At 52.4% G+C, this 21,948-nt stretch carries 16 protein-coding genes; 6 read left to right on the top strand and 10 right to left on the bottom strand.

Features of this window, described 5'->3' with window-relative positions; genetic code table 11:
• Positions 1-5: 5 nt before the first annotated feature.
• Positions 6-2,945 (bottom strand): molybdopterin oxidoreductase family protein, encoded by a 2,940-nt coding sequence (locus PCI15_RS15830; RefSeq protein WP_271270902.1) that lies wholly within the window; start codon positions 2,943-2,945, stop codon positions 6-8.
• 731 nt (positions 2,946-3,676) lie between these two features.
• Here PCI15_RS15830 and PCI15_RS15835 point away from each other — a divergent pair.
• The 4 genes from PCI15_RS15835 to PCI15_RS15850 all read left to right on the top strand — a co-directional run bounded on the left by PCI15_RS15835 (position 3,677) and on the right by PCI15_RS15850 (position 8,437).
• Complete coding sequence (locus tag PCI15_RS15835) at positions 3,677-4,423, top strand: sulfite exporter TauE/SafE family protein (protein WP_271270903.1); 747 nt, start codon at positions 3,677-3,679, stop codon at positions 4,421-4,423.
• Between the two features lie 332 nt (positions 4,424-4,755).
• Positions 4,756-5,754 (top strand): AAA family ATPase, encoded by a 999-nt coding sequence (locus PCI15_RS15840; protein ID WP_271270904.1) that lies wholly within the window; start codon positions 4,756-4,758, stop codon positions 5,752-5,754.
• Positions 5,741-7,528, top strand: a complete 1,788-nt coding sequence (locus tag PCI15_RS15845; protein ID WP_271270905.1) for a cobaltochelatase CobT-related protein — start codon at positions 5,741-5,743, stop codon at positions 7,526-7,528. Before PCI15_RS15840 ends, PCI15_RS15845 begins: the two co-directional genes overlap by 14 nt.
• Before the next feature lie 513 nt (positions 7,529-8,041).
• Positions 8,042-8,437, top strand: a complete 396-nt coding sequence (locus PCI15_RS15850) for a DUF3461 family protein (RefSeq protein WP_271270906.1) — start codon at positions 8,042-8,044, stop codon at positions 8,435-8,437.
• A 57-nt stretch (positions 8,438-8,494) separates the two neighbouring features.
• Here PCI15_RS15850 and PCI15_RS15855 read toward each other — a convergent pair whose 3' ends face one another.
• The 4 genes from PCI15_RS15855 to PCI15_RS15870 all read right to left on the bottom strand — a co-directional run bounded on the left by PCI15_RS15855 (position 8,495) and on the right by PCI15_RS15870 (position 13,303).
• Entirely contained in the window at positions 8,495-10,603 is a 2,109-nt protein-coding gene (locus tag PCI15_RS15855) for a metallophosphoesterase family protein (protein WP_271270907.1), read from the bottom strand.
• A 188-nt stretch (positions 10,604-10,791) separates the two neighbouring features.
• Positions 10,792-11,235 (bottom strand): universal stress protein, encoded by a 444-nt coding sequence (locus PCI15_RS15860; RefSeq protein WP_271270908.1) that lies wholly within the window; start codon positions 11,233-11,235, stop codon positions 10,792-10,794.
• 44 nt (positions 11,236-11,279) lie between these two features.
• Positions 11,280-12,782 (bottom strand): tripartite tricarboxylate transporter permease, encoded by a 1,503-nt coding sequence (locus tag PCI15_RS15865; RefSeq protein WP_271270909.1) that lies wholly within the window; start codon positions 12,780-12,782, stop codon positions 11,280-11,282.
• Between the two features lie 29 nt (positions 12,783-12,811).
• Positions 12,812-13,303, bottom strand: coding sequence for a tripartite tricarboxylate transporter TctB family protein (locus PCI15_RS15870; protein WP_271270910.1), 492 nt, complete (start codon positions 13,301-13,303; stop codon positions 12,812-12,814).
• Positions 13,304-13,830: 527 nt separating this feature from the next.
• On the opposite strand from PCI15_RS15870, the gene PCI15_RS15875 reads away from it, so the two are divergent.
• Together PCI15_RS15875 and PCI15_RS15880 are read left to right on the top strand one after the other, a co-directional pair.
• Positions 13,831-15,045 (top strand): ROK family transcriptional regulator, encoded by a 1,215-nt coding sequence (locus PCI15_RS15875; protein ID WP_271270911.1) that lies wholly within the window; start codon positions 13,831-13,833, stop codon positions 15,043-15,045.
• An 8-nt stretch (positions 15,046-15,053) separates the two neighbouring features.
• On the top strand, positions 15,054-15,575 hold the full coding sequence (locus tag PCI15_RS15880) for a tripartite tricarboxylate transporter TctB family protein (protein ID WP_271270912.1): 522 nt from the start codon (positions 15,054-15,056) through the stop codon (positions 15,573-15,575).
• Position 15,576: 1 nt separating this feature from the next.
• Here PCI15_RS15880 and PCI15_RS15885 read toward each other — a convergent pair whose 3' ends face one another.
• From PCI15_RS15885 to PCI15_RS15905, 5 genes are all read right to left on the bottom strand, one after another.
• Positions 15,577-16,956: an anaerobic sulfatase maturase gene (locus tag PCI15_RS15885; protein WP_271270913.1), complete on the bottom strand. Its 1,380-nt coding sequence runs from the start codon at positions 16,954-16,956 to the stop codon at positions 15,577-15,579.
• A gap of 147 nt (positions 16,957-17,103) precedes the next feature.
• Positions 17,104-18,654 (bottom strand): choline-sulfatase, encoded by a 1,551-nt coding sequence (betC, locus tag PCI15_RS15890; RefSeq protein ID WP_271270914.1) that lies wholly within the window; start codon positions 18,652-18,654, stop codon positions 17,104-17,106.
• Positions 18,655-18,824: 170 nt separating this feature from the next.
• Complete coding sequence (locus PCI15_RS15895; RefSeq protein WP_271270915.1) at positions 18,825-19,757, bottom strand: Bug family tripartite tricarboxylate transporter substrate binding protein; 933 nt, start codon at positions 19,755-19,757, stop codon at positions 18,825-18,827.
• Positions 19,758-20,111: 354 nt separating this feature from the next.
• Entirely contained in the window at positions 20,112-21,389 is a 1,278-nt protein-coding gene (locus tag PCI15_RS15900; RefSeq protein ID WP_271270916.1) for a TRAP transporter large permease, read from the bottom strand.
• 10 nt (positions 21,390-21,399) lie between these two features.
• A complete protein-coding gene (locus PCI15_RS15905; RefSeq protein ID WP_271270917.1) occupies positions 21,400-21,924 on the bottom strand; it encodes a TRAP transporter small permease in 525 nt (174 codons plus the stop codon).
• Positions 21,925-21,948: the final 24 nt, after the last annotated feature.

Raw genomic sequence — 21,948 nt, forward strand, 5'->3', positions numbered from 1 at the left:
TGCAGTTACTTCTCACCACGAGTCAGAATGTCTGACATCGGGCGAACCAGATTAACGTTCTTATGCGACGTATAGCTCAGCATATCCGGTGAAGCGTCAGCATTAGGCTGCGGCTTCAGCGCGCCAAAGCTTGGCCACGCACCGGTTTCGCCAGGCGCGGCCGGGGTGATCTTAACGCGCAGGTCGTACCATGCAGCCTGACCGGTGACCGGATCAGAGTTGGTTACGCGGTCATTCTGATCGCCCTTCGCCGGCAACAGCTCGGAGATAAGATGGTTCATCAGGAAAGCGTCGGTGGCTTCGTTAGAGTCATCTGAAAGACCCCATGCGCCACCACGCTTAGCAATTGCGTTCCAGGTCCAGACGGTCTGCTCGTTAGTGCCTTCCATCAGCTTAACCTGAACACGGATTTTACCGTTGTGGGACTCAACCCAGACCCAGGACAGATCTTCAATGCCGTCACGTTCCGCAGCAACACGGTTCATGAACAGGTAGTTCTGCGACATGATCTGACGCAACCAGGCGTTCTGGCTGTCCCAGCTGTGATACATGAACATCGGACGCTGGTTAACCGCGTGGTACGGATACTCTTCGCGGTCAATACGCTGCTCTTCCAGAGGTACATAGTAAGTTGGCAGCGGATCGAAGTACTTCACCAGGCGCTCTTTGTGGTGCTCTTCAGTTGGCATCGGGCCATCGTACAAGCCCTGACCCGCCAGACGGAACGACTGAATCTTCTCAGAGTACAGTTCGATCACGATCTGCTTGGTAGAACCGACCCACGCGGCTTCTTTAGCCAGTGTCAGGTAATCCAGGTTGGCGTGACGCATATAACGCTGGTTAGGTTCCAGATGCATCTCGAAGAAGCCTTCGTTCTCTTCGTACGCTTCCCACTGACGTGGGTTTGGCTCACCGCGCAGAGACTTATCGCCATCCTTACCGCGGTAACCCGCCAGGAAGCCGATACCCGGCTCTTTCTCGAAGTTGACGATGAAGTCTTTATAAGAAGAATACTTACGCTCACCGCCGTCTTTGGTGAATGCAGGGAAGCCAAGACGGCCGGCCATTTCTACCATTACTTCCTGCCAGGACATCACGTCACGGTCAGGCTTAACAACCGGGATACGTACCGAGTCACAGGCCGCGTGCGGCTCAGAGATCGGACGGTCCAGCATAGAGATGGTATCGTAACGTTCCAGATACGTGGTATCCGGCAGTACCAGATCAGAGTACGCCACCATTTCAGAGTTAAACGCATCTGAACAGATGATGTACGGGATCTTATATTCGCCGTTCTCTTCTTTCGCAGTCAGCATGTCCATGGTCTGCGCCGTATTCATACTGGAGTTCCAGGCCATGTTCGCCATGAACAGCATCAGAGTATCAATCTTGTACGGATCGCCCTTAACGGCGTTGCTGATCACCATGTGCATCAGACCGTGACAGGAAACCGGTGCATCCCAGCTGTATGCCTTATCGATACGCAGCGGGTTACCGTTTTCATCAATCGCCAGATCTTCAGGGCAGGTTGGGAAGCCCAGTGGTGGTGACTTAAGCGGTGTATTCGGTGCACATTCTTTCGCTGGCTTAATTCCAGGCGGAATGTGTTTCGGGAACGGCGGCTTGGCCAGGTGGCCACCCGGGCAGTCAACCGTACCCAGCAGTACCTGCAGCAGGTGAATCGCGCGGCAGGTCTGGAAACCGTTAGAGTGTGCGGAAATACCACGCATTGCGTGCATGGAAACCGGACGTCCGATGAACTTGTCCTGCTTACGGCCAGCCCAGTCAGTCCACTCAACATCAATAGTGATGGTTTCTTTGAAAGCAACGTGCGCCATTTCCAGCGCCATGCGCTCAATGTCTTCGGCTGCGACGCCACATTCTTTTGCGGCGTTTTCAGGGGCATACTGCTCATCCAGATACTTATCCAGCATGATGCTCATTGCAGTACGCAGTTTACGGCCATCCGGTGCAGTGAATTCACCGAACAGTGCCGGGTTGATATCCGGCAGGTTCGCATCCACGAACTGCTCTTTAACCAGATCCCATACCTGCGGCTCGCCCTGCATGTTCTTAACGCCTTCACCGCGATAGAACAGGCCATCGCCCATTTCACCCGGTGAGTGAACCACCAGCTGCGCAGAGTTGGTATAGCGAATCAGGAATTCATCATCAACCAGTTGGTTCTTCAGCAGTACGTGAACCATAGACAGCGCCAGGACGGCATCGGTACCCGGACGGATCGCAACCCACTCATCGGCAATTGCCTGGTAACCGGTACGGACAGGGTTAACCGCAACAAACTTGGCACCGCGCTCTTTCAGCTTTTTCAGGCCCAGTTTAATCGGGTTAGAGCTGTGGTCTTCTGCCACGCCCCACATCATAAAGTATTTGGTGTTATCCCAGTCCGGATCACCGAATTCCCAGAACGCGTGACCCATGGTGTACAGGCCACCGGCTGCCATGTTTACGGAGCAGAAACCGCCGTGCGCTGCCCAGTTGTATGTACCGAACTGGCTTGCCCACATACCTGTCAGGGCCTGCATCTGGTCGCGGCCGGTAAAGTAAGCAAGTTTACGCGGATCGGTTGCACGGATATGAGAAAGACGCTTCTCCATAATATCCAGTGCCTGATCCCAGGAAATTTCTTCGAATTCACCGGCACCACGCTCGGTACCCGGCTTACGCAGCAGAGGGGAACTCAGTTTCGCAGGAGAGTACTGCTTCATGATACCGGAGTTACCCTTCGCACAAAGCACACCCTTGTTGATCGGGTGGTTCGGGTTACCCTGTATGAAGCGAACCTTGTTATCTTCAACAGTTACTTTGATACCGCAACGGCAGGCACACATGTAACACGTGGTGTACTTGGTCTCCTGATTCGCGCGATCTTCAAATTCTGGCAGACCCGAAGCGACCGGAATCTTACTGGCTTGGCTTGTCATATTTATTATCACCCTAACATTGAACCGTACTGCCGGCTCAGGTGCGATTCACTTAATGTGAATTTTTTATTGTTTGGCTGAGGCGTTTTCCGGATTGCCAGTGGATGCACAATTAAAACCTGAAAAACCCCGATGCTGCCAAACATGCTAGAAATTGCACTGCTCTCAGGCAAAGGCCAGTCATAAATCCCTTATGGGACCAAGGCTTTCTGAAAGCGACGGGGCCTCACTCCCCGCGTGTAAAAACATAAAGCTATAAGCTTATAACAGAAACCCGAAAACGCTATTCCCGGTTCCTGTGCAAAATTCGCAGACATACCGCAAATAAACCGCCCTCACCCCGGGGTCAGTTATATCCGCTGACGTAATACTCCGTCTGTCAGAATCTGTAGTTATGATGGGTTCTGATCAGCCCGGTTTATTCCGTAAAGTTATTAGTTATCTTTTTTCATCATATATCTGACTATACCTTCAGTGATATTTAAACCTTTTATATGCAAGGTTTAATAAAATTAAACGCACACCCAAAAGCTGCCTGAAAACGAATTTCCCGGGGCGGAACAGGTCGCAAACAGATTTCCGCAAAGGCACGCAGACAGACACGCCTTTCACAGGGGGTTGTTTTAGCCAGCTGTTAGCGCGTATGATTGCGCCCCGTTTTTCCCGCGACCTGATTCCAATAACAACATCCATGTGTCGCTTCGCTTATTGGAATAATCGACAGGTATCTGATGGACCTCATAACCCTGCTGGTGTTTACCGGCATCATTGCTTTTGCAACCTATGTGCAAACAGTCACCGGCTTTGCGCTGGGCATGATTGTGATGGGTACAGTCACTGCCATTAATCTGGTGCCGATTGCCTTTACGGCGGTAGTGATCAGTGCCGTTACCCTGATTAACGGCCTGTTCGCCCTGAAAGGTAATCTCAGAGCGGTGGACTGGCGCAAGGTTATGCTGACAACCGCCGGCATTCTGCCCGGCGTCATTGCCGGCCTGGTATTGCTGGATTATATGAGTGAAGAATTCAGCGAACTGCTGCAGTTGTTACTGGGTATCACCATCATTCTCGGTGGCCTGATGATCATGCTGAAACCCCAGCCACTGGAAAAGCCATCACCGGATCTGGCTTTCACCGCTTCCGGTGCCACCGCCGGTTTTCTTGCCGGCCTGTTCAGCATGGCCGGACCGCCGCTGGTATACCTGTTTTACCGTCAGCCATTTGAACTGCTGACAATCCGTCTGTGCCTGATGACGATCTTTCTCAGCAGCTCGGTCGCCCGTACGGCAATTGTCGGCATTCAGGGCGGTCTGACGTGGGATATGCTGGTGTACTCAGTGCTTTGTATTCCGGTGGTGATGTTCTTTACCTGGATCGGCAAACGTTATCCGCCACCGCTAACCACACCGAATATGCGCCGTCTGGCATTCTTCCTGCTGATCATTATCGGCGTCAGTCTGGTCATCAGCACTTTCTGAGTCCGGTTTCCGGCCTGACCTTTTTGCGCAGGTGGGCGTTCTCCCCTCACCTGCTTTACACCTGCGACCGCCCTCTTTCATAACCTTTTGGCCTACCCCTTTAGCCATATAGAACGGTTGGCCATATGCAAAGGTAAAATCTGGCACAGGCCCATCCTTTACGCCTACAGTACACTACATCCATAATCGGCGTAATGTGTCTCTTCTGATGTTTTCAGTTCTGTGTTTTCAGCGGACAGATACGCCACTTAATAACAAACCGTTTTATGTGCCTGATTTTGCCGACAAGCGCCTTGCAGCACCTTTAACACCAACATTTAACAGGTAGGAATATGTCCGATATTAAAGTACAACAACCGGATATCATGATTTCAGTACGCGATGTTTTCGGCATCGACACTAACCTTAAAGTACCGGCGTTCAGCGAACGTGATGATCACGTCCCGGAAATCGATACTGCCTACCAGTTTAACCCTGAAGTCACGCTGGCCATTCTGGCCGGTTTCAGCCGTGACCGCCGCGTGATGGTTCAGGGCCTGCACGGTACCGGTAAGTCCACCCACATCGAACAGGTTGCAGCCCGTCTGAACTGGCCTTGCGTACGGATCAACCTGGACGGCCACATCAGCCGTCTGGACCTGGTGGGCAAAGACACCATAGTGCTGCGCGATGGCAAGCAGATTACTGAATTCCAGGAAGGCATTGTGCCATGGGCACTGCGCCGTCCGACTGCGCTGATCTTTGATGAATTCGACGCCGGCCGTCCTGACGTAATGTTCGTTATCCAGCGTATTCTGGAACGTGACGGTAAGTTCACCCTGCTGGACCAGAACGAAGTTATTCACCCGCACAGCCACTTCCGCCTGTTTGCCACTGCAAACACCGTCGGTCTGGGTAACAGCACCGGTCTGTATCACGGTACGCAAATGATCAACCAGGCCCAGATGGACCGCTGGAACATTGTGACCACGCTGAACTACCTGCCGACCAATGACGAAGTGAAAATCGTCCAGTCACGCCTGCCAAGCTTCAACGATGAAAAAGGCAAGCAACTGGTTGAATCTATGATCGCCGTGGCTGATCTGACCCGTAAGAGCTTTGCTGCCGGTGACATCTCTACCCTGATGTCTCCGCGTACTGTTATTTCCTGGGCGGAAAACATCGAAATCTTTAACAACCCGGCCATTGCCTTCCGCCTGTCATTCCTGAACAAGTGTGACGAAGCTGAGAAGCCGATGATCGCTGAATTCTTCCAACGCTGCTTTAATCAGGAACTGTCTGAATCCTGGGCCCATCAGGCTGCTGAGGTAATGGCAGATGGCCAGCACTAATTTGGAAATGTCCGAGCTGGGCAGGGAAGAAAAGGAAAACGCTCCCCGGGTCGAGAAACTGCAGCAACAGGTTGAAGAGATCTGTGGTGCGATCGTACGTGCCGCCGCGAATGAACCTCAGTTCCGTTTCCGTGGTCGCCGGCCGGAAATTGGCGGTAAGCCTTCCGGCATCCGTGCCCCGCACCTGCAACCGGATCTGAACAGTGATGACTTCGGTTCTTTCCGGGGCGCTGCTGACGGCATCGCCCTGCGTCTGCAACTCAGTGATATTGAACTGCACCGTTCCCTGATTCCTAAAACCGCGGTGGGTCAGCTGTTATTCGAACTGATGGAACAGTTGCGGGTTGAGTCTCTGGTACCTGACTGTTATCCGGGTATGAAAGCAAATCTGCAGCACCGTTTTGAACAATGGTGTTTTCAGTTCCATTCTTCCGGTCTGACAGAAAGCCATGTCGGTCTGCTGGTGTATACCATCGGCCAGATGTTCTGGAGCCGCCTGACGCTTAATCACGTGATGGAAATCACCGAAGAGCTGATCGAACCGCAGCGGATGATGCTGGCACCGCACACCGGCAAGTACATGACCAACATCCGCAGGATGAATCACGACCAGGCAGCCTACGCAGAACAGGCGCTGGGCATCATTGCGGTGGTTGATGAGCTGGTTGAAGCCTATAAAGGCGAAGAAAAGGATGACGACACCTCCGATGAAGACATGGAAGAACTGGTAAACAGCTTCGGCCTGATTCTTTATCCGGATGCCGGTCTGGAAGGTACCATGGGCGTGAACGGCCCGCAGGTCACTGCCAGCGATTACCGGGAACTCATGCTGCAGCTGGAAAAATATAAAATTTATTCCACTGAAAACGACCGGGTTATTCATGCCAGCAAACTGGTGTCTGAAGATCAGCGGATTCGCCTGCGTGAAGAACTGGAACAGCGCATTAAAGGTCAGGGAGTAAACGTACCCCGTCTGGCCCGCGATCTGGCAGCTATTCTTTCCTCACCGGAACTGGACGGCTGGAACTTCGGTGAAGAATCCGGACATCTGGACGCCAAGCGCCTGACCCGTCTGGTGACATCTCCTGAATACCGGCAGATCTTCCGCCGGGAGCGTTATCAGCCAAAGAGCAATTGTCTGGTCACCTTCCTGATGGATAACACCGGGTCGATGAAAACTCACATCGCCTCCATTGCTACCCTGATGGAAATCATGTGCCGGGCGCTTGAACAGGCTGGTGCCAGCACAGAAGTGCTGGGCTTCACCACCCGGGGCTGGCAGGGCGGTAAAATTTATAAACAGTGGCAGCGCCGTGGCAAACCGGAAAATCCGGGCCGCCTGACGGAACTGGAACACATTATTTATAAAGATGCCGACACCCCGATCAAACGCGCCCGTCTGGATATGGCGGCGATGCTCAAGCCAAGCCTGTTCCGTGAAGGGATCGACGGTGAAGCCCTGCTCTGGGCCGCTGAGCGGATGACCGCCCGTTCAGAAGAACGGCGCATTCTGATTGTTCTGTCCGACGGTTGCCCGATGGAAACCGCCACCAACCAGAACAACCCGGAAGATTATCTGGATAATCACCTGCAACAGGTGGCCGGCATGCTGGAAACCCGTGGTGATATCGAACTTTATGCGCTGGGTTTCGGCCTGGACCTGAGTACGTATTACCGCCACAGCCTGGCGCTGGAACTACCTGAACGGCTGGAAAACGGAGTCTTTAAAGAGATTCTGCAAATGATCGCCAAACACGGCCGCCGCGCACGCTGAAGCCCTGTTTCAACGCGCCCTCCCGGCACCGGAAACGGCCTTGTTTCTGGTGCCATTTTAAACAAATCACTGGCCCTAAGCCCTACTAAGGTATGAGCATAGAATAGCCGCCATCGTCCGACAGCTTCTGTGTGTCTCCACAGAAACACTGCCAAATGCAAGCGTTTCTGCAGAGAGTTCCCCCAGATACACAGGTCGGACGGCATACCTGAAACAGTCCTAAAGAAACACGTTCAGCTCACTGAACAAAGCTTCCCTCAGCTGTCTCAGCTCAAATAATAAGAAACATGTAATCCATGATTACCGGCACAACGCACTTCCACAAGAAGTACAGTGTTCCGGTCAGCCGCTTACGGTCTGAGTGCTCCGTACCGGCAAAGCCTCATCTATACTGATTAAAGTAGCCATTGCGGTAGTAATGAGAATATTGTTACTGTAATGCCCGGATGAATAACATATTTTTTGAGCCCGGTTATCCAAGCGTTGATAACCCCTGAATGAGAACACGCAATAATGTCTAAGTATCCTACCCTGACTAAGATGGGCATTACCTCTGTCGATAACATCGATAAATACACTGTACAGCATCAGGGCGAAGTAGATGTACTCAAGATCTACTACAAGCGTCCAAAAGGTTCTTTACTGTCCCGCAGCAAGAAATTTTCTTTCATGCGTGGCCGTAACTATCTGCCAATCGAAGCCCGTAACTCTAAGGCGTTCGACCAGATGGAAAGCATTAACCCTGAGCTGATGCACGCCATTGATGAGCTCAAACAGCTGAATGCGACCCGTGAAAAAGACAGCCAGATGGATCCGAAGAAACGCATGATGAACGATCTGGATCACCTGGAAAAAGTCATGACGTCCAAGATCGACGATCTGCGCCGCCAGATTGAAGAAATGAAGTAAATCGCTTCAGATATAAAAAACGCAGCCCTGAGCTGCGTTTTTTTTACCTGCCGGTTGCTAGCCTTTTTGCCAGCGGATCAGGCAGGGATGCTGATAAAGCACCTCTGTATCCAGCAGCAGACCCTTATCACCCGCTTGCCACTCCAACGGCATCACCTCCCCTATTTTCAGATCCGCCAAACGGGCAGGCCCTTCCACGACACAGGGCATACTGAGCTGTTTGAGATAAACAGGCTGCTCCGGCAATACCAGCGCAAACACCTGTTGATCACTGCTGAACAGCTGTACCTCACAATGTTCAGCCTGCTCGCTGCCGATGGGCTGCAGCCCGGTAACCCCCAGCAGTTCTGAATACAGATTACTCACCACCAGGCTGGCACTGCGGGGATTGTAGCGGCGGTCCACCACACCGTTTTTGACAAAATAGCCACGGTCGTTATCGGCAAAGGTATCGACGAATACATCCACCCTGTTTTGCGCCTTGGCGGCAATCAGGCTGCTGGCGATTCGCCGGGCAATGGCGCCGTCATCATAATTAGCTTCGGCAGGGTTTTCCCCTGCCAGCCGCAGATGCAGCGAGCACCGCATTTCCATCGTCGCAGCCATTTCCGCTGCAGCAGCAACCGCGTCTGCCGGCGACTGATTCAGGCCGATCCGTAAGACAAAACCGGCAATCACTCCCCTGAGATCACACCCGTCCAGAACCTCCTGCATCCGGGACTGATCATCCAGCTTAAAACCATGGTTGATGACATGGAAATAGCGGTCACCGTTTTGTTTCACATCGGCGTGAGTATGTAACCGGGAGAGATACACCGGCAGGTCCAGCACCGGTTTAAGGCTGCGTAACTGCCCGGCCACCTTGTCCAGATCCTGACTGGCATACGCCAGCTCCCAACTGCTCAGCAGTGCCTGATGCTGCAGCAGACAATCCCGCTCCGTTTCATTCAGCAGACCAAAACTGAAGACGGTAAATTCATGGCCATGCTGCTGTAACACCGCCATCCGTTCGCGGACATAATCATCCTGCAGATCATGCAGTGGAACCCGCAGTTTTTTCACGCCCATTTCCCACAGCGCCATCAGCGGATAATCATTACGGACCGGCTTACGGATGAATTCATCCAGCCCGCCGGAGGGCGGTATTTCCAATACTTCAGACCAGGTCTGGCGCAGATCAAACCCCAGCGGCGCATGGTCTTGTTCCAGCGGATGCACCGGTGTACAGCGATTCTGTGCAGATAATACCGTCTGTTCGCCGCCCAACTGGCCATAGGTACGGATACTGTGGCACACATGGCCATGTTCATACACATTCACCTGCAAGTATCCCAGTTTGGCGTCTTCGTTGCGGCCATGCTCTTCATTCTCCAGCGGTGGTACCCGGTACATTTCGCTGTAATCCTGGCGGACAAACGCCGTCGATGGCAGCAGATAACAATCCGTGACCCCGAAGCGGTTATACCAGAAATTATGGACGTGCCCGGCAAACAGGGCTTCAACCTCATACTGATCCATCAGCCCCAGCAACCAGCTGCGACCAGGCTCAGCAATGTTGTCGTAATGTTCCGGTTCTTCAGGTTCGGTAAGAAACGGCGGGTAATGAATATTGATAAAGAAACGCTCGCCGGCATGCTGCCGGAGATAATCTTCCAGCCATGCCTGCTGTGCCTGTTCCGCGGGCATACCGGTATTAATGACCGATGCATTGACCACCAGAAAATGAATGCCTTTATGTTCAAAGGCATAATAGTGCGGGCCAAAGTATTCTTCCCATAACGCCAGATAGTCATCGCACACCACGCCGGCCGGGGCCCAGTCGATGGGTTTATCTCCCACATCATGATTGCCCGGTACCAGATACTGCGGGCATTCCAGATTGGAGGTTTGTTCAAGAAAACGTGCTACTGCATCTTTATACGCGTGAGGCACACCGGGCACCGGGTGGATCAGATCCCCCAGGTTAATCACAAAATCCGGTGCCAGCGCGTTTATATCCTGCACCACATATTTCATCCGGCCATTCGCCAGCCGGTTCACCGGAAACGGCGAGTTAGACACCATATCCTGCTCACTGAGGTGGGTGTCAGCCACCACGATCATTGAGAACAGCTTCTTACCAAGCGCCTCATTTTCAACAGAGTTTTGCATGTTTATTTCAGCCATCAGTATTTACCTAATTGTTATTATCAGCAGAAAGACCAAATCCGGAACGAGCGAGCCCGCAGCGCAGCAGCACTGTAAAAATTTCAAATATTGATATTTCTGGCAGGTGACAGAAACCGGCAGTTCAGCGGCTGCCGGCCCAACAGCTCAGACCTGTCATATCTGAGCTGGGATCAGGCCAGGAAGGGTTACTTCACGACCAGGACGTTTACCCGGGCAATCGAGGTAATCTTGCGTGAAATGCTGCCGATGAGCATACCTTCCACCTGTCCAAGCCCCCGGGTGCCCACCACGATCAGATCACATTCGTGGCTGTCAGCAGCGGCAACAATGGCACCGGCAGGGTCCCCCTGAACAATTGCCTTATCGCAGACCTCAATGCCCAGTTCTTTCGCGATGCCGGTAGCATGCTCTACAATTTCCTTGCCCGCCCCTTCCAGCGCTTCCTGCCGGAGCTGATCCAGCGAGTTTTGTTTGACAAAGCGCTTCAGTTCGCGGGGCACCTTCATGTTGCGGATAACGTGCACAATCAGTAGTTCAGCGCCGAGTTGAGAAGCCAGCTTAGCCGCTGATTTAACCGCCAGAAACGACGTATCTGAACCGTCTACCGCGACGCAGATTTTGTTATACATATAACAGCCTCCACTCCCGGCGAACCGGGAGTTCCGGATTAGAATCAGCGACCGCTTTCAGCGGTGGCCATTGTTTTAGGTTTACTGAAATAGCTCTTAATCAGCATACCCAGCGTAATTGCCGTCAGACACCAGAACACAATGCAGATCGGGCTGCGTACAAAAATGTCGATACTGCCTTCCGATAACAACAGCGACTGACGGAAGTTATCTTCCAGCAACGGCCCCAGCACAAAAGCAATCAGGAAAGGTGCGGTCGGTATATCCAGACGCAACAGCGTAAAACCCACCAGCCCCATAACCAGCATGACCAGTACATCAAACAGGTTGTTGTTTACCGCATAGGCACCGTACGTACAGAGGATCAGCACCACCGGATACAGCACCCGGTTAGGCACATCGGAAATCCTGCTGATGTATTTGATTGACAGCTTACCGATCAGGAACAGATAGGCGGAGCTGAGCATAATGCCGATGAAGATCGCATAGATCATGTCGATATTATTCTGGAACATGATCGGCCCCGGCGTCAGGCCGTGGATCATAAATGCACCCAGAATCACCGCGGTGATGACATCCCCCGGAACACCCAGTGCCAGCAACGGAATCATCGTGGCTCCGGCAACACCATTGTTACCGGCTTCAGCAGCCGCGACCCCTTCAATTTCACCTTTACCGAAATTGGCAGACCGGGGGGACGTACGCTTGGCCTCACTGTAGGAAAGGAAAGCAGCCGGCGCACCGCCTATCCCCGGAATCGCCCCAAGTACAACGCCAAATAAACTGCCGCGGAAAATCGATTTAAAGCAGCGCTTAAAATCAGCAAAGGTAGCATGTGCGCCTTTCAGGGCATTGGTTTCCAGATCCTGGAATACCGGCTTGGTAAAATGATTGAGAATTTCCGGTAAAGCAAACAGACCGATTAACACCGGAATAAAGTTCAGCCCGGCCATCAGCTCATATTCGTTAAACACGAAACGCTCGGTTCCGTAAACAATGTCCAGGCCCACGGTGGCCAGTATCAGCCCCAGACAGGCCGAGATAACCCCCATCGCCAGGCGGTCACCGGAAACACCGGCGATGATCGTCAGGGCAAAAATGATCAGGGTAAAGAATTCAGGCGGGCCGAACTGCAACGCAAAACTCGCCAGAAAACCGGCCATCAGAATCAGCGCCAGATTCGACATAAAGTCTGCAAAAACAGAGGCATAGAGTGCGATATCCAGTGCTTTACGGGCTTCACCCTTACGGGATAGTGGAAAGCCGTCCAGCACGGTACAGGCTGCCGCCGGCGTACCGGGTGCCTTGATCAGAATGGCTGTAATAGAGCCGCCATAAAGTCCGCCTTTATAGACCCCCAGTAACAGCAGGATGCCGGTGACCGGGTTCAGTGAAAAGGTAAATGGCAATACCAGTGCGACACCCATCGGCGTCGTCATGCCGGGAATAGCGCCGGTCACAGTGCCGATCAGCACCCCGGCAAATACTGCAAGAATATTGTCCCAGTTCAGAAACAGGACAAATGCATCAGCTATATTTTCAAACATTTTTTATTATCTCCCAATGCACTTCCGTACTATGACTCAAACATACCCAGGGGCAGCGGCACGTTGGCTACGTAGGTAAAGAAGTAATACAGCAACACCGGCAGAATCACCGCCGTCGGCAGCAATATTGTCAGCCGGCGTTCACCGCCCAGAAGCATCAGCCCCAGCAGAACAACACAGGACGAGATCACAATGCCAAGATGGGTGATTGCAAAGTAATACACAAATACCGACAGAATTGCCGTTACCAGTTTCAGTGATGCAATGCCAAATGACAGTGACTCACCCTCACCTTCATCATTACGGTTGCCCGCCGGGAACATGCCCTGAAACAAAACGATTGCACCGGCAAGCGCCAGACAGATCATGACGATCTGAGGCCAGAAATCCGGCGATAATGCGGCAATTTCAACACCGCCGGGTAACACAACGCCGGAAGGAATAATCGCCAGCAGCCCCAACAGGGCCAGCGCGACAACGCCGCTGCCGATGATCAGATCCCAGGCTCTGGGAGTCAGCATAACCTTTCCTCCCTGTTTTGGCCTGAATATTCATTCGCTGAGTGTGTATAACCAGACTCAGCAGCTACGCCACTGCTGTGATAACAGCCACCGGTCAGCCCGGCGTTCATGGCTTTTCTCTCAGTGGATTTTCTCAAAGTACAGCCCTCTTATTGTTATTGTGTTGCGCATTTTTTGACCGCTACAAAGCTGTTTCAGCCCTGCAATCTAATTACTTACAGTAAGTAATTTATTATTTATAGCTAAAAGCCCTCCAACCTGCAAGAAAATCAAACCGATTATTTTTCATCCAAACGGATAAGCACAGTGCAGCCGGCCAGCTGAATAGCGGGTCAGCGACCGAAAAAGCCGGATAACCGTATGATTTGTAAATATCAGATTTCAAAACGTTGCTTCTTTCCCGGTGGTGAAGTTAAATCCCCCGCCCTGCGTTGAACCCAATGGCAGAAAGCATTATTGTTACTTATATTACTTTCAGTAAGCAATAAGTACACATCCATCAGTACTTTTCCGGATTGGAGCCACTCATGTCCAGCGAACAGCAGCGTTCCCGTGTCGATTTAGGTCGCGCAAACCGCCGCAGTGTATTAGCAGAAATACTTTACAATGCCCCTATCGCCCGGACAGAGATCGCCGAACGCACGGCGTTAACCGGTGCATCAGTATCACGTATTACCCGCGATCTGATCAATGCAGGTCTGGTGGTTGAAAGCAGCGCTTCGATACCCCAGAACCGCTCCGGGCGCCGTCTGATCGAGCTTAATCTCAACCCCACCGGTGCATATGTGATCGGCATCAGCATTAACGCCTTCGCCCAGTGGGTCAGCCTGTCCGGGCTGGATAACAACATCATTGCCCGCCAGCAGCTGGCTCTGGAATGCGTCGACAATCCGGACGACGTACTCAACAGGGTCGTTGAAGCAGCACAGACAATGATCGAAGAATCGGGCATTGACCGGCAACAGCTCATCGGCGGTGGCGTGGCCATTGGCGGTGCGGTTGAACCTAAGTCCGGCCGCCTGCTGTTCTCCTCGACAATGGACTGGGGAGAGATGGATATAGCACCGATGATGTCCGAACGGCTGGGCATTCCTATCTGTGTGGAAACCGTGCCCAACGCCCTAAATCTGGCCGAAACCCGTTTCGGCATTACCAAGGGCCAGCGTAACGTGGTCATGCTCAACGCATCGCTGCGGATGGGGGCCAGTCTGTTACTGGATAATCAGCTGCGCCGCGGCGTACGTTTTTCTGCCGGGCAAATAGGCAAGCTGCGTTTGCACCAGGCGGATAAGGCAGAATCAGCCCTGTTGCTGGACGAGGTTGCAGCAGGGATTGCCGTGCTCAGCAAGCTGACCGGCGAACCGGATCTCACCAGCGGCCGCCGGGCGGCAGATACTCTGATGCAGTTAAAAAGTGCTTCCGTCAGCGGTGATCAGGCCGCCACCGATGCGTTTTATCACGCCGGCCAGATGCTCAGCCAGACCATCGATGTTGTTGATACCCTGCTGCAGCCTGAAACCATCCTGCTGGCAGGCCCGATGGCGACCGTCCCTGCTTATATAGATGGCGTCCTGGATAACTTCCGCCACGACGACAGTCAGGAGTGCAGCAGCGGTGATAACCTGCAGGCAAACATTCTGGTCAGCAACGTCAGCCCTGAACAGGCAGCGATTTATCTGGCTTTTAACGAGTTTCTCGCCAGCCGGGATATAGCGCTGAGCCAACTGACGGATACTGGCTGAACATCTGAATGTACAAAAAAGATATTGGTATTGGTCTGGCGGGGATAACCCTCGCCCTCAGCGCAATTTTTTACCTTATTCCCCGTTTTATCGTGGTGCCGCAACAGCTGGACAGCCTGGCACTGTCGCCGGCATTCTGGCCAAACATCATCATGGGGATACTGTTGTTGACCAGCGCGGTTATTCTGATTCAGGGACTGGTTGCCCGGTACCGACAAGGGCGCAGCCCGGTGCAGACAACCGCTCAGCCTGCCGCAGAAAGCACAGATACGTATCCGCTGGACGGCCCCCGCACCGTCATTCTCAGCGCCGCCGTGGGTATATTTTTCAGCTATTACTGGCTGATTGATCATTTAGGTATTCTGCTCAGCTCAGTGCTGGCATTACTGGCCCTGATGGGGCTGGGCGGCGAGCGCCGTCTGAAAGTCCTTCTGCCACTGGCCATCGTTCTGCCGGTGGTGCTGTATTACTTCTTTACCCGGGTGGCCCATGTGTACCTGCCACAGGGCATATTTTATTCATATCCCTGAATCAGGCGCTGCCACAGCAACGTTTGAACTTCTTCCCGCTGCCACAGACACAGGGACCATTGCGGCTGACACTGCCCGGATCGACCACCTGCATGCCTTCCCGGCGGGCACGGATCTGCGGATGCTGCATGATATCCGCCGCTGAACGGCCATGACGGATCAACTGTGCCATCTGATGAATCCAGGGGCCGGCATGCTCAAAGAATGCCATATAGGATTTACACAGATAATTCAGCCCGTAAGTACCGTCGCGGGTTTCGTTAAAACGGTGCTTCGGGCAGCCACCGTAACAGGCTTTCTGATAATCACAGTTCAGGCATTTATCCGGCAGGGTTTCATACTTAGCCGCCCCGAACGCCTGCTGCTCTGCAGATAAAGCCATGCTTTCCAGTGTTGTTTCATAGGCATTGCCCAATTTGTATTCCGGATACACGTAGTGATCGCAGGAATACACATCGCCATTATGTTCCATGACCACCCCACCGCCACAATTTTTGGTGTAGATACACAGACTGGAAGGCTTACCCAGCCAGATTTCCAGCTGTACATCGAACAGCTGTACTGACACCTTGCCCACATCGGCCTTAATCCATTCATCAAAGGCATCATTCATGAAGCGGCCATAACCCCCTTCAGTGACACTCCACTTCGTGACCTTATGGTATTTCTGCTCCCCCTGCTCCGGCGGAGAAGACAAATGCTGCTGTGGGTCAAAACGTTCCACCAGTGGGATAAACTGCATGTTTACAGACCCCATGTCCCGCAGGGCACGGTAAACGTCAGCCCCGGCGTTCTGGTTATGCCGGCCAATCACCGTCATGGTGTTAAAGGGCACAGCATATTTCTTAAGCCAGCTAAGCCCTTTCATCACTTTGTCGAAGCTGCCACCGCCTTTCAGGGTTTTACGGTACTTGTCATGAATCGCCTTCGGCCCGTCAATGCTCAGGCCAATCAGAAACCCATGTTCCGCAAAAAACTGTGCCCAGGCCTCATTGATCAGAATGCCGTTGGTCTGAAAATGGTTATGGATAACCTTGTCTTCCGGACAATACTGCTTCTGCAGGGCCACGGCTTTTTCAAAATACGCCAGCCCCCGCATGGTCGGTTCGCCCCCCTGCCAGAGAAAATTAATCTCTCTACCCGGTGCGTGCTGCTGGCTACGGATATATTCCGGAACATATTGCTCAAGCAGCAGCTCATCCATATTCAGGGAGTTGGCTTTGCGTTCTTCAAGGTAAACGTTGTCTTCCTTTTCCTTATAGAAGCAGTACTCACATTGCAGATTACACTTTGGCCCGGTAGGCTTGGCCAGCACATGAAAGGGCGTCGCCGGCTGGCTGTGAAAGGTATTGGCAGGATTAAATTCAACAGGGCTGGTCATATTCTCACCTCGCTGGCCCATACATACGCACGGTCTGATGTATCTTGGTTACTGGCAGGCCGCTGTGTTTAATTGTCTGATTACAAACAGCTAAAAACAGCCCCCTGAAAAACAGACGCCGGGAAACACCCGGCGTCATAACACCGCTTATTCAGGTTTAAACGGCGTGGGCTCAACATACGGATAACGGGCTTTAGCCTTAGTCTGCACCGCACCGATGTGCCGCACATAGCGGGCATCTTTACTGTGCTTCACTTCATAGGCCCAGCTGTCATCCTGTTCATTGGTGGTATTTTTGATTAACCAGCGTTCTTTCTGGGTGGCAATCGCCCGGCGCTTGATGTCTTCAGGGTCCCAGCCATCCAGACAAATTGCCTTCAGCTCAGCCTGAATCGCTGCATAATCCGGCGTATCCGCCAGATTATTCAGCTCCAGCGGATCGCTTTCCAGATCAAACAGCTGATCAGGATAGTTGTGGGTATACATGAATTTCAGGCTGCCCTTCTTCACCATACGGCAAGGCTCGACCACGCCTTCGCCGGTGTATTCGGAGATCACCACATCCCCCCAGCCGGAGCGGTCGCCTGTCAGCAGGCCCGTCAGGGAATTACCGTCCATCGGGGAGGCGAACTCCGGCATGTTTCCTTCAGTGGCGATGTCTACCAGGGTCGGTAACAGATCCACCAGCGATACGTTCTCTTTAATCCGTGCCGCTTCGTAGCCTTCCGGATAGCAGACTATAAATGGCACCCTCACTGAGTTTTCGAAGAAGCTCTGCTTGTACCACATACCACGCTCACCCAGCATTTCACCGTGATCCGCGGTCAGGATCACCACGGTATTTTTGTCCTGCCCGGTGGCCTTCAGGGTATTCATGATATTGCCGACTTTGTCATCAATATAACTGGTCATGCCGTAATAGGCATGGCGCGAGGTCTTAATGTTTTCATCAGTAACCTCGTGCTTTTCCTGCGCGTGAGCGTAGTGCAGCCACTTACTGTGCTGATCCAGCTCTTCTACCGGAATAGGATCAACCGTCGGCATTTCAATATCATCGTGATTGTAGCGATCCCAGTACTCTTCAGTGATGATGTACGGAGAATGCGGATGGGTGAAAGATACCGTCAGGAAGAACGGTTTATCGTTCTGGAAGCGGGCCAGATCGTGGATTTTCTGCACCCCGGCATATTCCACTTCATCATCGTAGTCCATCTGCAAACTGCGCACACATTTTCCGGAATCCACCACAGCACTCATATTAATGCCGGTCGGCCGGTACTTTTCACCTTCTATCCAGTCAGGTACCCAGGAGAAGTTAGACGGATAAATATCCGTGGTTATCCGTTCATTGAAACCGTGTACCTGATCAGGGCCGACAAAATGCATCTTGCCGCACAGCACTGTGTGATAACCACTGCCGCGCAGATAATGCGCCAGCGTCGGAATTTGCCCCGGCATTTCGGTGGCGTTATCCCAGCACTCAATGTTATTGGCTAACCGCCCTGCCATCATGGATGCTCTGGAGGGTACACACAGTGGGAAGTTACAGTAGGCATTCTCAAACACCACGCCGTTATCGGCCAGCGCCTGGATATGCGGTGCTTTAACAGTTTTATGACCATAGGCCGGTAACACTGACGGTGTCAGCTGGTCCGCCATGATCAGGACAATATTAGGTCTTTCTTGCTTAGACGACATCATTAGTACCTTTTTCTCGTTGTCATCAGTACATTCGTCCGGGCATCAGGCATACACCTGCGCCTTGCGTTGTCACGCCACAGACTTTGTTCGGTAGTACCGGCCCGGAAGGCTGTTCCGGGCCGGATGAAGCTGAGTCGCTTCGGGTATTGGCTAACTGCCCGTCAGACTTATTTGATCGCTAAGCCAAGACGGTCAACAACGTCTTTAAAGCCGGTGTATTGTTGCTCAACAAATGACTTTGTGTCAGCAGAGCTGCGGATATCAGGAATGGAGTTCAGACGCTTGGTCTGCTCAATCCAGGTGTTGTCCTGCTTGGTTTTAGACAACACATCGCGCCACTTATCGGTCACTTCAGCTGGCATATTCTTCGGCCCGTACAGGGCACTCCAACCAACGATGACTTCCAGATTTTTGTGCCCCAGCTCAGCCACTGTAGGTACATCTGCCACGTCACTGAAACGCTCTTCAGACGTCACGGCAATCGCCCGTAACTGGCCAGACTTGATACCGCCAATCACACCGGAGAGGTTCTGGAACATAACATCCACATGACCACCGGTCAGCGCCGCTGCGGCCTTACCGCCCCCTTTGAACGGAATATGTTGCATTGCACCTGCCGGTAAACCCAGCTCATCCAGCATCATCACCACGGCGATGTGCAGCAACGAACCGACACCGGCCGAGGCATAACTCAGTTTTTCGCCGTCTTTAACAGCCTTCACCAGGTCATCAAAGGTCTTATATTCGGAGTCTGCGTTCACCACCAGCGCAAAGGGGTTCTTTTCCAGCAGACCTAAGAAAGTGAAGTCATCCCACTTATAAGGAATACGGCGGTTAATTGCCGGCACGGCAGCCTGAGAACCAACCCGGGCCAGCAGCAATGTATGCCCGTCCGGACGGGACTTGGACACATAAGCAGAGCCGGTCACACCGGCGGCGCCGGTTCGGTTGGTCACAATGACATCGGCACCGAGATAGTCCGGCACTACTGCCGCCAGATTTCGTGCCGCCAGATCAGCAGCACCACCCGGACCATATGGCGAGATCAGAGTAACAGGTTTACTTGGATACTCTGCCTGCACCAGTGTGGCGCAAGTCATAAGTGATACGGCGGCTAGGCAACGCCGTAGTGTAGATTTAATCGGGAACATTATTGATCTCCGTTTTGCCTGTCTGCGATCTGCGGTTAAGCAGAATCTATTGTTATTTTTTGACGTGACAAAATTAAGATAGCACTATTAATTACAGTAAGCAATTAATTGAAATTAATTACACCTTACCACCTAACAACATCAGGAACTCGGCTAACCTTATGTTTATTAATACTTTTTTTAACTAACAATTTCTTACGCCTGCATTGCATGAAAAACTGTCCGCCTCATTACACCCTCACAAGCACAAAAAAGGCGCCCTGACAGGCGCCTTTGCTTACTCTTTAACTTACCCGGCATCTGCTAGGTGAAGCTTAGCATCCATAAACTGAGACTTGGGAAGAAGGCCACCAGAACCCAGGTTACCATCAGCGCATACAGATATGGCAGTGTTGAACGAACCAGCTGCAGATAGGGTATGCCTGTCATACTGCTGGCCACGTACAGATTCAGACCATACGGCGGTGTAATAAAACCAATGGCATCACCGATCAGAAACAGCACCGCAAAGTGAATCGGGTCCACTCCGATTGATGCGGCTATCGGTGCCAGAATCGGCGCCAGAATAATGGTATTCGGCAAACTTTCCAGTACGGTACCCGCCAGCAGGACAATCAGCAGACAGGCGAACAGAATCGGATAGTAGCCGCCTAACATGTAGATCAGCTCGGTGAGAAACTCCTTCGCGCCCAGCAAAGACAATACCTGTTGCATCACAACCGAAATTGCAATCAGCGGTGCCAGCATGCCGGTGATTTGCCCGGAACGCATCAGAATAGCCGGCAGTGCCGATATTTTGATTTCCCGGGTGACCAATACCCCCGCCAGCAGACAGAAGCCGGTTGTCATGCCCGCCGCTTCCGTCGGCGAAAAGGCGCCTGAATAAATACCCCACAGAACAATACCGATCGCCAGGAAACCTAACCAGGCACGCATACCCGCTTTCGCAGCACGCTTAATCTGAAAGCTCTGGATATTGCCCCAGCCATTCTTCTTACAGATCCAGTAACACACCAGTTGCATGGCAATTACCATCAGAATGCCCGGAATCAGACCGGCCATGAATAAATCACCAATCGGCAGATTCATCATAAAACCGTAAACAATGAAGATAATACTCGGCGGTATAATAATCCCCACCGTACCGCCCGCGGCAACCGTTGCTGCTGCAAACTTGGTTTCGTAGTTACCCTTGGTCATTTCCGGGTGCATAATGCCACCGATGGTTGCGGTGGTTGCCGAGTTTGACCCGGAGATCGCCGCAAACATACCGCAGGCACCCAGTGAGGCCATCCCCAGACCGCCGCGTAACCAGCCAAGGCAGGCATAGGCAAAATCAGAAAGACGCTTGGCGATACCGGCCGCGTTAATCAGGTCGCCGGTCAGAATAAACAGCGGTAACGCCAGCAGACCGTAAAAACTTAAGCCTTCATATAAGGTCACCCCTACGTTGGCCAGCGTAAAATCGATGACCAGGCTGACGCCCACCACCCATAAAGAAATGACCAGGAAAATCGGTACACCCACAATAAACAGTGCTGTAACCGCAAGGCTGATCAATGTAATCAGTAAACCATCCATCAGACTCTCCTCAGTCAAACAGCGCAGCTTGCGTGGTTAATGAACGGCCGTTTCTGAAATCATCCACATCCTTGCGCAGGTTCTGTATCACCCGAATCAGAATTAAAGCCCAGGCCAGCGGTGTTGCCAGATAGAACCACCACTGCATCACATCGTCCGTGCCCTGCACGATGGCGAAGTTATCGTAAGAGATGTAAACCTGCTCAACGGAGTAGTAGATGACAATGGCCCCCATCACAAACCAGCACACGGCATCCAGAATCAGACAGATAAACTGCCCCTGATAGGGCATCCGTTCACGGACTTCACTGAAGCGCAGGTGCGACCGGCGTAAGGTGTTATATGAGGCTCCCATCCAGGTCAGCCAGAGAAACAGATAAATAGGTATTGTGGTACTCCACGGCGCCTGCTCATTGAAGAAAAAGCGTCGGATAACTTCCACAAAGATAATGCCCGCCATTGAGGTATAGGACACAAGAATTATAAATTTTTCGATATTTCGTTCTGCGTAACGCAGCATCGAACCCAGAGACATAGCCAGGCCCTCCACCCAAAAAAA

This window comes from Aliamphritea hakodatensis (genome assembly GCF_024347195.1).
Taxonomy (GTDB): Bacteria; Pseudomonadota; Gammaproteobacteria; order Pseudomonadales; family Balneatricaceae; genus Amphritea; species Amphritea hakodatensis.

What these genes read in the sequence shown, in the direction of transcription:
- PCI15_RS15830 (WP_271270902.1), bottom strand. Translation starts at nt 2,945, where the DNA reads ATGACAAGCCAAGCCAGTAAGATTCCGGTCGCTTCGGGTCTGCCAGAA.
- PCI15_RS15855 (WP_271270907.1), bottom strand. Translation starts at nt 10,603, where the DNA reads ATGGCTGAAATAAACATGCAAAACTCTGTTGAAAATGAGGCGCTTGGT.
- PCI15_RS15860 (WP_271270908.1), bottom strand. Translation starts at nt 11,235, where the DNA reads ATGTATAACAAAATCTGCGTCGCGGTAGACGGTTCAGATACGTCGTTT.
- PCI15_RS15905 (WP_271270917.1), bottom strand. Translation starts at nt 21,924, where the DNA reads ATGTCTCTGGGTTCGATGCTGCGTTACGCAGAACGAAATATCGAAAAA.
- PCI15_RS15895 (WP_271270915.1), bottom strand. Translation starts at nt 19,757, where the DNA reads ATGACTTGCGCCACACTGGTGCAGGCAGAGTATCCAAGTAAACCTGTT.
- PCI15_RS15845 (WP_271270905.1), top strand. Translation starts at nt 5,741, where the DNA reads ATGGCCAGCACTAATTTGGAAATGTCCGAGCTGGGCAGGGAAGAAAAG.
- betC (WP_271270914.1), bottom strand. Translation starts at nt 18,654, where the DNA reads ATGTCGTCTAAGCAAGAAAGACCTAATATTGTCCTGATCATGGCGGAC.
- PCI15_RS15885 (WP_271270913.1), bottom strand. Translation starts at nt 16,956, where the DNA reads ATGACCAGCCCTGTTGAATTTAATCCTGCCAATACCTTTCACAGCCAG.
- PCI15_RS15875 (WP_271270911.1), top strand. Translation starts at nt 13,831, where the DNA reads ATGTCCAGCGAACAGCAGCGTTCCCGTGTCGATTTAGGTCGCGCAAAC.
- PCI15_RS15865 (WP_271270909.1), bottom strand. Translation starts at nt 12,782, where the DNA reads ATGTTTGAAAATATAGCTGATGCATTTGTCCTGTTTCTGAACTGGGAC.
- PCI15_RS15835 (WP_271270903.1), top strand. Translation starts at nt 3,677, where the DNA reads ATGGACCTCATAACCCTGCTGGTGTTTACCGGCATCATTGCTTTTGCA.
- PCI15_RS15840 (WP_271270904.1), top strand. Translation starts at nt 4,756, where the DNA reads ATGTCCGATATTAAAGTACAACAACCGGATATCATGATTTCAGTACGC.
- PCI15_RS15880 (WP_271270912.1), top strand. Translation starts at nt 15,054, where the DNA reads ATGTACAAAAAAGATATTGGTATTGGTCTGGCGGGGATAACCCTCGCC.
- PCI15_RS15870 (WP_271270910.1), bottom strand. Translation starts at nt 13,303, where the DNA reads ATGCTGACTCCCAGAGCCTGGGATCTGATCATCGGCAGCGGCGTTGTC.
- PCI15_RS15850 (WP_271270906.1), top strand. Translation starts at nt 8,042, where the DNA reads ATGTCTAAGTATCCTACCCTGACTAAGATGGGCATTACCTCTGTCGAT.
- PCI15_RS15900 (WP_271270916.1), bottom strand. Translation starts at nt 21,389, where the DNA reads ATGGATGGTTTACTGATTACATTGATCAGCCTTGCGGTTACAGCACTG.